Source organism: Chryseobacterium indologenes (assembly GCA_016025055.1).
In the GTDB taxonomy this organism is placed as follows: Bacteria; Bacteroidota; Bacteroidia; order Flavobacteriales; family Weeksellaceae; genus Chryseobacterium; species Chryseobacterium indologenes.
Window position 1 is genome coordinate 4,770,368 of record CP065590.1, and the last position, 14,929, is coordinate 4,785,296.

The 14,929-nt window shown below is 33.9% G+C and carries 10 protein-coding genes and 3 pseudogenes; 12 read left to right on the top strand and 1 reads right to left on the bottom strand.

The features are described from left to right. Positions 1 to 122: 122 nt before the first annotated feature. The 10 genes and pseudogenes from H3Z85_22040 (at position 123) to H3Z85_22085 (ending at position 13,489) form a co-directional block, all read left to right on the top strand. Positions 123 to 709: pseudogene (locus tag H3Z85_22040) on the top strand (TetR/AcrR family transcriptional regulator). 64 nt (positions 710 to 773) lie between these two features. Beyond that, the gene (locus H3Z85_22045; protein ID QPQ51842.1) at positions 774 to 1,589 is read left to right on the top strand and encodes an SDR family NAD(P)-dependent oxidoreductase; all 816 of its coding nucleotides are present in this window, start codon (positions 774 to 776) and stop codon (positions 1,587 to 1,589) included. Between the two features lie 672 nt (positions 1,590 to 2,261). Further along, the gene (locus tag H3Z85_22050) at positions 2,262 to 2,504 is read left to right on the top strand and encodes a hypothetical protein (GenBank protein QPQ51843.1); all 243 of its coding nucleotides are present in this window, start codon (positions 2,262 to 2,264) and stop codon (positions 2,502 to 2,504) included. Positions 2,505 to 2,990: 486 nt separating this feature from the next. Next, positions 2,991 to 3,418: pseudogene (locus H3Z85_22055) on the top strand (transposase). Positions 3,419 to 3,423: 5 nt separating this feature from the next. Then, positions 3,424 to 3,756, top strand: a complete 333-nt coding sequence (locus tag H3Z85_22060) for a helix-turn-helix domain-containing protein (GenBank protein ID QPQ51844.1) — start codon at positions 3,424 to 3,426, stop codon at positions 3,754 to 3,756. Positions 3,757 to 4,230: 474 nt separating this feature from the next. Beyond that, the gene (locus tag H3Z85_22065; GenBank protein ID QPQ51845.1) at positions 4,231 to 5,121 is read left to right on the top strand and encodes a hypothetical protein; all 891 of its coding nucleotides are present in this window, start codon (positions 4,231 to 4,233) and stop codon (positions 5,119 to 5,121) included. Positions 5,122 to 5,509: 388 nt separating this feature from the next. Beyond that, positions 5,510 to 7,009 (top strand): hypothetical protein, encoded by a 1,500-nt coding sequence (locus tag H3Z85_22070; protein QPQ51846.1) that lies wholly within the window; start codon positions 5,510 to 5,512, stop codon positions 7,007 to 7,009. 342 nt (positions 7,010 to 7,351) lie between these two features. Continuing rightward, positions 7,352 to 11,383, top strand: coding sequence for a non-ribosomal peptide synthetase (locus H3Z85_22075; GenBank protein ID QPQ51847.1), 4,032 nt, complete (start codon positions 7,352 to 7,354; stop codon positions 11,381 to 11,383). 356 nt (positions 11,384 to 11,739) lie between these two features. Further along, a complete protein-coding gene (locus tag H3Z85_22080) occupies positions 11,740 to 12,633 on the top strand; it encodes a DMT family transporter (GenBank protein QPQ51848.1) in 894 nt (297 codons plus the stop codon). A gap of 267 nt (positions 12,634 to 12,900) precedes the next feature. After that, positions 12,901 to 13,489, top strand: a pseudogene (locus H3Z85_22085) (ferritin-like domain-containing protein). Between the two features lie 85 nt (positions 13,490 to 13,574). Here the strand turns inward: H3Z85_22085 and H3Z85_22090 are convergent. Continuing rightward, entirely contained in the window at positions 13,575 to 14,171 is a 597-nt protein-coding gene (locus tag H3Z85_22090; protein ID QPQ51849.1) for a Crp/Fnr family transcriptional regulator, read from the bottom strand. Positions 14,172 to 14,375: 204 nt separating this feature from the next. Here H3Z85_22090 and H3Z85_22095 point away from each other — a divergent pair, with 204 nt between their 5' ends. Together H3Z85_22095 and H3Z85_22100 are read left to right on the top strand one after the other, a co-directional pair. Beyond that, on the top strand, positions 14,376 to 14,690 hold the full coding sequence (locus H3Z85_22095; protein ID QPQ51850.1) for a hypothetical protein: 315 nt from the start codon (positions 14,376 to 14,378) through the stop codon (positions 14,688 to 14,690). Between the two features lie 44 nt (positions 14,691 to 14,734). Continuing rightward, a complete protein-coding gene (locus tag H3Z85_22100; protein QPQ51851.1) occupies positions 14,735 to 14,905 on the top strand; it encodes a lmo0937 family membrane protein in 171 nt (56 codons plus the stop codon). Positions 14,906 to 14,929 lie beyond the last annotated feature (24 nt).

Genomic DNA, 14,929 nt, shown 5'->3' on the forward strand with positions numbered 1-14,929 from the left:
GCGCATAGCGTCAAAACTCGGCGCATTATATTTTCTTTAAAAAAATATTGAAAAAAGTTATCTTACATTTTGGAAATGACCGAAAGGTCATTTATATTTGTTGCGTAAAAAATAATAATAAGATGAATAAAGGTGAACGTACGAGGCAGATGATCATTGAAAAATCTGCTCCACTTTTTAACAAAAAGGGATGGCAGCAACAGCAATGAGTGATATTATGGATGTTACCAAGCTTTCCAAAGGCAGCCTGTATGTTCATTTTGACAATAAAGACGTATTAGTAGAAGCTGCTGTAGATTATAATATGGATCAATTACAAAGGAAAGTAATAGCATCAATAAATAAATTTCAACATCCGAAGGATAAATTATTTGCCTATATAGATGCATTTAAGAACCCCTTAAATCCTCCGGTAGCCGGAGGTTGTCCGATGCTGAACTTTGGAATGGAAGCTGATGACCAAAATGAGGTAATACTTAAGAAAGTAGCGGATCTGGTGAATAAAAGTCAGCACCTGATCAGTGAAATTATTGTAGAAGGCATTGAAAAGGGCATTTTTAAAGCCGACTGGAATCACGAAGAATTTTCTACCATAATGTTTGCCATGCTGGAAGGAGGCATTTTTATAAGTAATACCACTAAGAAAATTGATAAAATGAGTATTATCAATAAAAGTCTGAAAAAAATGATTGAGGCACAGTTGCCTTAATTTTTTTAAAACAAAAATGACCGATAGGTCATATATATAATATTAATATTCTAAAATAGAAATTATGTCAAAAACCATTTTTATTACCGGAGCATCCCGCGGATTTGGGAGACTTTGGGCAGAAGCATTTTTAAAACGTGGCGATAAAGTCATTGCCACAGCACGCAACAAAGAAACGTTACATGATCTTGTTGAGAAATACGGGGACAACGTATTTCCCCTTCAACTTGATGTCAATAGCCGTAAAGATTCTTTTGAGGCCGTTGAAAAAGCCTATGCACAGTTTGGAAAGATCGATGTACTGATTAATAATGCCGGATACGGTCTGTTCGGAGCCATTGAAGAAACTTCCGAAAAAGAAGCACGTGACCAGATGGAAACTAACTTTTTTGGAACACTATGGATGACCCAGGCAGTACTGCCTATCATGAGAGCCCAGCAAAGCGGTCATATTATACAGGTTTCCAGCTTTCTGGGGTTGGTTACTTTACCTATATTAGGATTGTACAATGCCTCCAAATTTGCGGTGGAAGGATTTAGCGAAACACTGGCAAGTGAAGTGAAGCAAATGGGGATCAATATTTCTTTGGTTGAACCCAATGGTTATGCCACGGATTGGGCAGGAGCATCAGCTTTTCAAACTGAACCGATGGAAATATATCATCCGGTGAAAGAAGCCTTCATAAAAAGTGCAACACCCGATATTTACGGAAACCCCGAAGCCACAGTAACGGCCATAGAGAAGCTGATTGACTCTCCTAACCCACCCTTACGACTGCTACTTGGAAAGATTGCGTATCCAGCGGTCAAGAACACTTATGAACAGCGTTTGGCCAGTTTTGAAGAATGGAAAGATATTTCCGAGAAGGCACATGGATAATCTTCACTTCAAAGTATTGAACCACTGTAATTTTTTCTTTATTTGGCTTACACGAAACAAATCATCAATAAAAGTGTTTGAAAAAATTTATTAAGAATGCTGAAGGAGACAACTATAAATTGGTTGTCTCTCTTTTTGACCATTAAAATAATTCATACATCTAATTTTAACGACTGCTATTTTTTGGAAAAACCTGAGACAGATATTGATATATGTACAGTATTTAAGCTGCTCTTTAAAGATTAATAACAAACATCACTAATGCAATAAATGCATACTCAATATTCCGATCAGTACTTTGCCATTCTTTGAATTTCAAACAGCTACAATTGAATTGTGGGCTTTTGGGTGATAGTATCAATAAGACAAAAATAAACGAAGTAGATATTTTTTCCCACATATGAGAAATAAAGAGTGATCCTGTGAAATATTGAGAGGACTAAAAGTTTTTTTAAGAACTCTGTCACAGTAATTTTGATCGTGTCATCATTACCAACAGGCTAAAGTCAAGACGGTATTAAATTGAGCTATTTAAGTACAAAATCAGGAAAAATAAATGTATATGAATAACTGAAGAACAGGTAATTGGTCTGGACGATAGATAATGGATGAATTGAATACAGCCAGGTACTTTAGTTATCAGGAAGCAGTTTAATTGAGTTTATGCAAATTATGAGAATAAATAATAAAGATTATAACATTGGCATGACAAAAGAGGAATTTATCGAACAGAATGGTATAGGCGAAAACGTATTTGAAGATCATGTGTGGTATTATACATTTAAAAAGAATTATTTATTTGGAAAAGAAGTTGTTTTTATCGAATTTGATAATGATATAGCAGTATTTATCTCTTTCAGATTCGTCTATGGAAAAATTAGAAGACCCCAATCTACATTGATAAGCAATCTATGATGCGAAATGATTAGTGTGATAATATGAGTCACATTAAATGCCTGAGTAGATAAGCTACGCGGGTATAAATATATGCGATTCAATATTTTTTCCTCAGAAACCAATAAGCAATGAACTAGTAACTCTTTTATATTTTTTTATTAATGTAACCGCACAGTATTTTTTGTGCGGTTTTTTATTTCTGCAAGAAATCGGGAGTTACTCTGTGAAATATTGAGAGTATTGAAAGTCTTTAAAAGAATACTGTTATAGTAATTTTGAATTAACAAATCTAATCACTCTAAAATAATATGTATTTAAAAAAGTAACCATATGATAAAGAATGCTAATGTAATTATATTGTGGGTCAGTCTATTGGCTATAAAATGGTTGCTATTTTAAATATTGATGAAAAGAAGACTTTACATGAAAACATATTACTAAACTAAAGACCGATGGAAAATATAACACTTGTATTTCAACACCTAAAAAATAAGCTAAATGAATATTGATTTTAAGAATCTGAATATCGGGCAGTTAATCCAGACGAGAGTAGATGAATTGAACATTAAGATGAGTCGTATTTGCAATTTTTTAGATGCACAGAAACTGACATTAATGAAATGTATAAACGCGTTGATCTCCCCTCCGATTTGCTGTTAAAATGGAGCAAACTTCTTGAATATGATTTTTTCAGGCTTTATTCCCAACATTTGATATTGTTTAGTCCTCCCAGAAGTAATGAATACAGCAGCGCAACGGTAACTGCCAAATCCCAGTTACCTCAATTTCGAAAACATGTTTACACAAAGGAGATTATTGAATTTATATTAGAGACTATAACAGCTGGTGAGAAAACTAAAAATGAGGTAATGCAGGATTATAAAATACCAAAAGCAACACTCTACAAATGGATTGATAAATATCAAAAATAACAATAATGAATAGTTTACAACCTGATTATCATAGAATTTTCAACGATATTCTTTCTAAAAAAAATCCTGTCAATAAAATTGCATGCCTTAAAATTCTTGAAAAGAAAGACTTATCAGCTTTAGATGTGATTAAATTGAATACTCTTATTTTTAGTTACACAGAGAGAAACACTCCTTCAGGCATAGGTGAAAATAAGCATAGAAGCTATAACAAGACTGATATACTCTACATGTTGGATTTTCAGAAGGAGAACGGGTATAACAACAGCCAAATTTCTCTGTATTTTAGAGTAAGCCGCAATTCCATAGCCAAATGGCGGAAAATTTTTGGATATTAGGTGGTTGAAAATAGCACAATAATGCTTTGATGGTAGGTTCTACAACATAAATAATTCCCATGCTACAAAGATTTGAAATTTAGCTGCAATTTGATTGACAGCCGGTTATTAAGGTTTGACATGTGGTCGTTTAAATCATAATACCTATTTGACCTCTTGTTTTACAAGAGGTTTTTTATGCATAATTATCCGGTAAGCTCAATACAAAAATGGTCTCGGTAACTTAATTCTTAATGTCAATGATGGAGGAATCCATGCTATTAAAGACATCATTTTTAGAGTCTATAATGAGGTTAAGATGAAAAATAATTCTTTTACAGTATATCATGGAACATACATATAAAAAAGTACTATTCGTGAGATATTGTGAGACTTTAGTGTATCATTGAGAGATTACTTATTCTTTAAAATTCTATAGTAGAAAGTAGTTTTGTACAGGAAATACATCAATAACAAAAAAGCATTATATTATTTATGAAAAAAAAAATTATTTTCGGACTTGCACTCTCTTGTATGTGCCTGTTCCCAAAAGCCCAGGTCGGGGTAAATACAAATACACCCAATAGCACATTAGTGGTTAATGGTTCCTTTGAAGCAGACTATAAGGAAATTAAGGTTAATAATTATTTAATGTCTGTTAATGACTTTTATCTTACATATAATGGTACGGGTGACTCTAATTTTCAACTTCCGTCTATCCAAACCGCTAATAAAAGTTTTACAGGAAGAATTTACAAGATTAAAAACATTTCAACTTCTGCTATCGTGCTGGGGCCTTCAGACGGGAATGCCTTAAGAGTGGATAATAACTTGGTGACCCAATTTAGAATTCCTGCAGGCAGTTATGTCGAGGTAGTGAATAATGCCAATGCGACCGGAGGAACCTGGGATCTTTCTTTTACCGGCATCTCAAAACCGAGTCAGCTAGAAGTATACGGCGCTCAATTAACTATTCCTCCACATGGGTCAGGGATACCGAATGTGCCAGACTGGACGGGTCATAGTAATACGAATTATGATTCAGGAACGGGAAGTGATCGTTGGTGGATTATAAGTAAGTCTTCCAGCGCTTATTCATATAACAGTTCTTATAACAACGCCAGTAGAATGACCCTTGTCTATGAATATCAGGGAACTCCTTTTAACCTTCAGAATATGAATCCTATTATTACCTGTGGAAATAATTCCAGCTATCCCGATGTATTTATAGGTTCCTTTGTAAAATTGGCTAATAACGGAACGAATGGAAAAACCAGGTTGACAGTTTCAGTAGCAAGAGTAGATTTTATAGGAGACGATGGTTCTAATGCAAGTAACTGGACGGGAACGTTTCTGATGAATGTTCTACTAGCGCGTTCATTATAAATTTAAATGGTAAATCTAAGATTCTAAAAACACTATAAAGAGATTTTGTAACATATTTAAAATAACACATATTGTTTTGTTCAATAATTATTTTGCTATAAAGCCCGTTACTTTTAACTGGCTTTTTTGTGAAAAAATACTTGGCAGTATGATTGACTTTCAGAAACAATTATTTATTCTTTGAGTCAACAGATGTAATGTACTCACTCTCTGATCATAAGTAATAATAGATGATAAAATTATGGTAAACATATTAAAAGATAAGAAACTATGAAAATTGGTGTACAAGTTGGTATTAGAATATTTGTGTTAACAGATATGAATTTCTACAATTTACTAATGGATTATAGAACAATTTGTAATTTTAAAATAGATCTTATTTGAAACGATGAAAACATTTTTATTTATTTTGTTTTTGCCAATTTTTGTTTCTTCTCAAAACTTCCTTAAGCAGAATATTGACAGCAGAATCAAGCAAATTAATGATGAAAAATTTCAGAATACTTATGGTGATGATAAAGTGCTTGCCATATGTCAGGAGCTGTATGATCTGTCAAAGGAAGATGACAACAAGATGGGAATGTTAATAGCAATAAGCAAGCGTGCACAGATTTTTGTCAACAGATCAGACAATAATGCGTGCCTGAAACTCATGCCTGAAGCCTTATCCCTTTCTGAATCTCTTAACGACTATTATTACAAAACAGCCTTGTATGAATCTAAGGGGACAGCCTTAACGATGGCCGCTGATTATGATAATGCCAGAAAAAGTTTTAGTAATGCGCTGGCAGCAAGTAATTCTATAAAGGATAAGGATCAGTTACATTTTAAAAAAAGCTCAGTATACCTTTTTTTAGTGGATTATTGCCATTATGCATTTGAAGCCAGTAAAAACAAAATCTATAAGGATTCCATGACTTATTTCGCTAAAAATGCCTATAGTGAGGCAATAAAGATTTCAGATAAGTATAGGTCAAAAAATAAACGCATTGGTCAATCTTTAAGGATAATGGGGTCTATTGCTGCCTTTAATAATAAATTGGCAGACGCTGAGAAATACCTTGATCAGGCAGAGCAAATCATCCTTAAAGAAAATGATCAAAACTCTATTTTTGCTTTATATATGGAACGAGGAAGGATGGAGATCGATCATAAAAAGGATCCGCAAAAAGCTTTGGAATACTATAATAAAGGATTAGTCATTGCAAAGCAGCTTAATCGTCCACGATTTTATCTTCCTATTTATGAATTTATGGCAGATTATTACCAAAAAACCAAAAATCCTGATATGGAGCTTTACTATGTAAAAAAAAATAAAAGATTAAATGACAGCCTAGTTATTATTAATCAATCAGCACTCTTAAGTCAAAATAGGATCAGTAAAAAAGAGGCTTTGGAAGAATATAAGGAAATACATACCAACACAAAAAAAATACTCCTTATCGGCGTGATGGTCATTATCATTTTTACAGGTTTTCTTATGTATTATGTAAAGAAAAGAAAAAAGACACCTCCTGTTTTATTTCGCGAGAAGTCTGAAAATGGCTCTGCCAATAAAAATATGGATGAAACACTACAAAAAAATCTTCCGGACCAGTCACAAATCTCTACTCTTTTTGAATCGGCAAAAACCAACGATAAAAATTTCCTGATAACCTTTCAACAAACCTTCCCGGAATTGTACCAAAAGCTTCTTAAGTTGAACACAGAACTAACACCCAATGATATAGAATTATGTGCTTTTCTAAAACTCAATATTCAGACAAAGGAGATTGCCCTTTATAAAAAATCTTCGATAGGATCAGTAGATAATCGTAAATACAGATTGCGTAAGAAGTTGAATCTTACTTCGGAAACCAATTTATATATATGGATTAATGAATTGTAATAAAATCATTCTATCAATTCAAGGATCAGCTTTTTATAAAAAGACTGAATCATCATGACACCTGTTACAAAAATATAACCTGTCTCTCAATACAACTATCCACAGATAATAACATTCACATATAGCGCCCCTTGAAAGGTGTGTCTAAAACGGTCAAAAACTATAAAAGGTTTAAAGGACAATCATGCAATAACTCGTAATTAATTCAAATTAAAGTGATTTATTTCAATCATATGAAAGTTAAAATAATTGCATCTGAACCCATCCTATAAATTAAATAGTTACTTATCACATGAAAAAACAATTTATAGAAGTAAAATTTTTAAAATCATAACACAAATCATGAATTCCATTAAAAACAACCCCCACTTTAATAATTACCAAATTGATCTGCATATCAGTAATCAATTTGAAAAAATTGTTGATACTATTCCCAATGACATTGCGCTTATTTATGAAGATCAACATCTGAGTTATGAAATGCTGAACAAAAAGAGTAATCAGCTCGCCCGGCAAATCAGGAAAGAATATCTATTGAAAACCGGGCAGGAACTTACTCCGGATACAATGATAGCACTCTATCTTGACAGAAGCTTAGAGATGATAATTTCGATATTGGCCGTATTGAAAGCCGGAGCTGCATATGTACCTATAGATTTGTCTTATCCACAACAAAGAGTGGACCATATCCTGACGGATACCCGTGCAGAGATAATACTTTGTCAGCAAAACGATAAACAAATAGAGTTTCCTGCAGGAAAAATAATGTTTGTTGACTTACAAGAGAAATTTTATTTATCTGAAGACGCTTCAAACCTACTAAAGCATAGTCAGCCTCACGATCTTGCCTACGTAATTTATACGTCCGGAAGTTCAGGAAAACCGAAAGGGGTAATGGTAGAACATCAACAGGTGGTTTCATTTTCAAAAGGGAATAATTTCATTGATTATGAAAAGGTTCAAATGGTAGCAGGTATTTCTAATTATGCTTTTGACGGTAGTGTATTCGATATTTTTCTTCCTTTGTTAAATGGCAAACAGCTCGTTTTATTTGATCGCCACTGTCTTTTTGATCTAGAGCTTTTCAGCAGTCAATTTATAAGATACAATATAGATACGGTGTTTTTAACAACTGCATTATTTAATTCGGCAGTAATCAATAATTTGGAATGTCTGAAAGTTTTAAAACAGCTATTATTTGGAGGGGAAGCAGTTAATATAACAATTGTTAATACATTCAAATCTTTATTCAAAGAGACTGATTTGATCCATGTTTACGGGCCTACGGAAACTATAGTATATACGAGTTATTGTAACTTAACAGACTATAATACTACTAGTATAGTCCCTATAGGAACTGCTCTGGCAGACAAAGAACTATATGTGTTAAATGATATGCTAGAGCCGGTTGCATATGGAGAAATAGGAGAATTATATATCGGAGGAGCTGGATTGGCAAGGGGATATATGAATAACGAGTATTTAACGAAAGAAAAATTCATAGAACTGTCTCTAGTTTGCGGAGAATCAGATGCGGTAGCTTCCGTTCGGCTATACAAGACTGGTGATCTTGTGAAAAGGCTTCCAGATGAAAACTTAGAATTTATTGGAAGAAATGATGAGCAAGTGAAGATCAGAGGGTTCCGAATAGAATTATCAGAGATCGAGCAGACGCTTCAGCAGATTCCCGGGATAAAGGATTGTAAGGTTTTAGTAAAAGAAAGATGCACTGACTCAGGATTACATAAAAATATTGTTGCCTACTATATTTTGGATCAGAATAACACTGCGGGAAACGATAATATGGTGCTTGACAGTTGGGAAGATCTTTATGACTCTTCGGTTTATGATAAAACGAGCGGAGAAGTTGAAATGGGCTCCGATTTCTCAGGATGGAATAGCTACATAACGGGACAGCCGATTCCTTTACCAGAAATGGAAGCATGGAGAGAGAATATACTCTCAATAATTCTGCGTTTAAATCCTATCAATGTGTTGGAAATTGGAGTAGGTTCAGGTCTATTCATGTATCCATTGTTAAAAAAAGTTAAAACTTTTACCGGCATCGACCTCTCCAATGCTGTTATTAAAAGGCATTTGGAATTTCTAAAAGACACGAATGATTTTATTAGACTCTACCATTTAAAAGCGCATGAAATTGACCAATTACCTGATAACAAAACTTATGATACGATTATCATTAATTCAGTAGCACAGCATTTTCCAAATATTGATTATTTTGAAGAGGTTTTGCAGAAGTCTTTAGATCAACTGTCCTCCAATGGTTCATTATTTATTGGAGATATAAGCAATTATGATGTACATAAAGAAATGATAAGGGAAAAACTTACTTACAACAAGGTAACCTATGTTGAAGAAGATCTAAGAAAGCTCTTACTAAAAGAAACTCATCTCTTAATTAGCCCTAGGTATTTTAATTCTGTACAAGAAAAATACAAAAATATAAAAATCAAGGTTTTAAAAAGAGAAACCACTTATACCAATGAATTAAGCAAATATCGATATGATGTAGTCATTACAAAGGAGAAGGAGGCTGTTATTAGAAAACCGATGAGCCACTATATTGCGAAGCATAATACAGATCTATATAATATTCCATTTCTTAATCAGCTTACTAAAGATGGCATCATCCAGCAACTCTCAAAAGAGTTACCTGAATATATGATTCCTAACAGTTATATTGTTTTAGAATCGTTTCCTTTAACAGCTAATGGTAAATTGGATAAAATACAACTGCCCGAGCCAGACCTAAATCATTCAGATGAATATATACCTCCTACAACAGATATGGAAAAAAGTATTTGCAGGATTTGGCAGGAAGTATTAGGAGTTAATAATATAGGAATTTCGGATGACTTCTTTAAATTAGGCGGAAATTCTATACTAGCTATTAGAACTTCACATAGGATGAGTCATGCTTTACGTATAGAATTAAAAGCGGCTGATATTTTCAAATACCGAACAGTTTCTCAGTTATTATCTAATAAATCTAACCATAGCCGAGATATTATATCACGATATCCTTACAATCAGGCACCCCTATCGCTAACTCAAGAAGGGCTCTGGCTTGTTGAAGAGTTTGAAGGAGGGACGAATGCTTATCATGTGCCTGCAGTCTATGAACTTACTGCAGATACAGATCCTGAAGGAATTAAATATGCGCTCCGTCAGATTGTTGCTAGACATGAAATACTAAGAAGTACAATACAAGGAGACACTAAACGAGCTTTTCAGACAGTGCATCAAGAACCTCTTATGATTAAAGAGATCATGCTATCTTCTAAGAAAGAGATGAGATCGATTCTTATGGAAGATATCAATAAACCTTTTAATTTGCGAAAGGAATATCCATTACGTGCTACACTTTACAAAGTACCTTCATCTGGGAGTGAACAATACACAACAATTCTCTTGATTAATATGCATCACATCGTTACCGACGGTTGGTCTGTTCAAATTTTTTACAAGGAGCTTTTTGCATATTACAACGCCTATAAAGAGAATAACACCAACTTCAGTTTCCCGGAATTAGATATTCAATATAAGGACTATGCGATCTGGCAAAGACAACAACTTACTGGAGAAAAGCTGGACGATCATGTAAACTACTGGAGGGAAAGACTTTCTGGCTACCAAGTCTTGGCATTTCCTACAGATTTCCCCAGACCGAACCGTAAAGATTATACAGGTTCTAGTGAGCCATTCACCCTAACAAAAGAAATCAGTAACAGAATTAGAGACTTAGCCAGGAAGTACGGCACCACTGTGCATAGTATAATGTTAGCCAGTGTCAATATCTTACTTAGCAAGTATACAGGACAGGATGATATTGTATTGGGAGGACATATATCTAATCGCCAGCACAGTCAGACTCAGGACCTAATTGGTTTTTTTGTAAATCTGCAAGTTAACAGGACCAAGTTAAGGAAGGGGCAAAGTTACGAGGAACTTATTCAGGAAGTTCATCAACAACAGATAAAAGTACAGGACTATCAAAATCTTCCGTTTGAAAGATTAGTGGAAGAACTTGAAATAGACCTAGATTTTTCAAAACCCATTATTTTCCAAATAGTATTTGTTGTGCAAAATTTCGATATATGTGCACCAGAGGAATACAATAGTTTTTTACCTCCATTCAAAGAAATTCCTCCATATGAAAAGGAAGAATTCGATATAACCATTCTCGTTAATGACAATAAAGAAGAGATCTCCGGAAAATTCAGATTTGCAACGGCCTTGTTCAAAGTACAAACAATAGTAACTTTAATTGAGAATTATATGAAACTCATTGATATACTTACCTTAAATCCCCAAAGAATATATGATGAAATAAGTTTAGCAAAACTAAAATAAATGTAATGAACCTTAACCCGCCCGGCAAATCAGGAAAGAATATCTGTTGAAAACCGGGCTGGAACTTACTCATGATATAATGATAGAAGTTTATCCTGACAGAAGTTTAGAGATGATAATTTTGGATACGCGCCTGAATAAGTTCTTTTATCTGTAAGAATATTCCGGTATAAGTAAGCTTAACATTATATTTCACAAAAAAGATGAAATCCAAACTCATTTTCTAATGATTGAATGCTTCGGGTTATAGCCGATTGAATGATATTCATTTCAGAGACTGTAATCAGAAATGTAACTCTTTAGCTAGAGCAAGAAGATATTTTAACTGACATAAACCAGTAATACCATTTAAGAAAATGCAAAAGAAAAATATATATTATATACTGCTTATTATAGGTACAGCGTTCTGGGGCATCTCTTTCCCAGTTACAAAGAATGCGATAACAAGCTCAAAACCAGCTTTATTCTTATCCTATAGATTCCTGATGGCAACGGTTGCTTTAGCAATTTCTTTTTCAAAATATTTAAAATTAATCAATCTGAACACCTTAAAAGCAAGCTCTAAACTCGCTATTCCGTTAATGCTGGGTGTCGTCTTTCAAACTTTAGGTTTAAAATATATTGAAGCATCACAATGTACGTTTATAGCGGGTTTAGGTGTAGTTGTAGTACCCGTTATGAAATGGATATTTTACAAAATAAGAATTCCAAGTAAAATTTGGACAACCTCACTAATAGCATTAACAGGCTTATGTATTATTGCATTGACGAATGATTTAAAAATCAACAAAGGTTCAATGTATACAATGCTTGGGACATTGGGTTTTAGCTTATACCTGATACAAGTAGAAAGAGAAAATAAAAATATTGATATTGCAGGAACAATAATACCCATGTTTGCAATCTGTTCATTATTATCCTTCTGTTATACCGGTACGGAAGTTATTAAAAATTGGTTTCCAACAGATAGAAACTTCTGGTTCTCAGTAATATTTTGTGCTCTGTTCTCAACCACATATATGTATACTGTTTCTATGTTAGCACAAAAATATATCAACGCTGAGAAAGTTGCAATCATATATTTATTTGAACCGATTTTTGGAACTATTGCATCCTACTTTATTCTTGATGAACTTATTACAATACGCTTATTATTGGGTGGAGCCTTTATCATGTTAGCAACATTTTATTCAGAAATTACTTTAATAAAAAATTCCGTCAGGGCTAAAGATTTTAGTGAATTTAATTAATGGTACTCATCCTCATGTTTTTTACAACCGCTCTTCAACCATGAGCAATCATAGACCGGCTATGCCAGCTCCAGCTTTTTATTTGAAGTCTGAATTTAGATGAAAAACAAACCATAGTAATACAGATATATGCAACGGCAACAGTAATGCAACTGTTCTGAAAGCACCCTTTCTAAGCGATCAATACATACCACAAAACATCATATTATCTCCTTGTGGTCCTATACTTGCAGTGTGTACCATTATCAACCACAAAAATATATTGTTATGGAAACTAAAAAATCCACCAGAAAAAGGACAACTACAACATCATCAAACAGCAAGGTTTCTTCCAAAAAAGTAACACCTAAAACACCGGCAAAGAAAGATGCTGCCAAAGACTTGAAGGATCTCTTCGAAGATTCTTTAAAGGATATTTACTGGGCAGAAAAGGCATTGGTTAAAGCATTACCGGTAATGATGAAAAATGCCACGGATAAAAAACTGAAGGATGCTATTGAGAAGCATCTTGAGGAAACCAAAGGGCATGTTCAGAGACTTGAGGATTGTTTTAAAGCCATTGGTAAAAAACCACAAGCAAAAAAATGTGATGCCATGCAGGGATTGCTGGATGAAGGAAAAAGCATTATAAAAGAAACTAAAGCAGGTTCAGTAAGAGATGCCGGAATTATTGCTGCATCGCAAAAAGTAGAGCATTATGAAATAGCTACTTACGGGACTTTAGCTGCATTTGCGAAAGTGCTGAAGGAAAAACAATGTCTCAAAAACTTCCTTGACACACTCAGCGAAGAGAAAAAAATGTGACAGTCTTCTCACCAAAGTGGCTGATACTACCCTCAACAGCAAAGCAAAATAATACATGATGGTAAAAAGAGGCTTAGGCCTCTTTTTACGTCTTTAGCCTAAAGTATTATTGTACTCTATATAAGAATAAATAAATTCTAAAGACAAATTTTCCCGTTGAGTATACATAAATGATTTTCCTGTTCCAACTTTTTCACTGTTCTGACAACTGTTTCCAAACGAAGTCCGGTAATATCCGCTATCTGTTGCCTGCTGAATGGCACGATATACATAAAGGGCTCTTCCACTTTATCATGATTTTTCAGAAAATGTAAAACGCCTAAAACCCTTTTTGCGGAACTGCTCGTCGAGAGCAAATCAAGCATTTTATAACGATAGAACATTCTTTCTGCAGTATAAGCCATTACATTATTGAGTAATGAAGAATTTGAGTTGATCAAATGCATAAAGTCTGGCTTTGGCAGTTTAATGATTTTTGCTTCGGTAATTGCTACTGCATTTATACAATATGGCGTCTCATGCCATAGAAAGGTTTCTGCAAAACAGTGTCCTTCTGATGGCAGACTGTAGATGATTTCGCTACCGTCATCTCTGTATGTATTGAGTTTAACAATTCCCGAAATAATCTGAAAATAAAACTTAGGTAAAGAACCGTCCAGCAGTATTGATTCTTTTGCACCATATATTTGAACTTCACCACCATTTCCAAGTAGTACCTCTTCATCAATTACCATTATAATTTATATAAAATTCTTACAACTGAAATCCCGCCAGACTGTTCTCAAAAGCTGATAATATTCAGAAAACACCATCCCTGATTGCTGGCCGGGATCAAATAGTATCCACTGATTTTCTATGCGATACAGCACCACCGTAAAATATACCACATTTTAACTATTGGCAAAATAATTGTAATTATATTAACAAATATCTATCGCATGAATAATACAGTAAAAATAGCATTAATATTCGTAACCGGAGGTTATTTACTTTATCTGGGTTCACGAAAAAAAAGCCGGAAGAAAAAATCATTCATCGCTCCAGATGGAGTTACTTATACAGAAGATACGATTTATCGTTCCTATGATAATAAATTGTATAAAAATGGCAAGGAAATTCATTTTAAAACTCCGGAACTTTATGACGTTTCTTATCAACATTGGTATGATAATGCAGGTGAAAAGATTCCTGTAAAGCAAAGAAAAATAAGTAAGGAGGTAATCTACCACCATAAAGGACTACGGCACCAATAATTCTATCCTGACATCACAAACAATCACCCACAAAAAATATTATTATGAGAAGTATATTATGGCTTATTGCAGTGATCTGCATCATCACCTGGCTATTAGGAATCCTGGGAATCATTCCTGGTATGGACACCGGAAATCTGGTTCATACTCTTCTGGTTATTGCTATTATCGTTATTGTCATTAATCTCTTAACGGGAAGGAAGCCCCTTAATTAATGAAGTAAAATTATAAAAAATAGA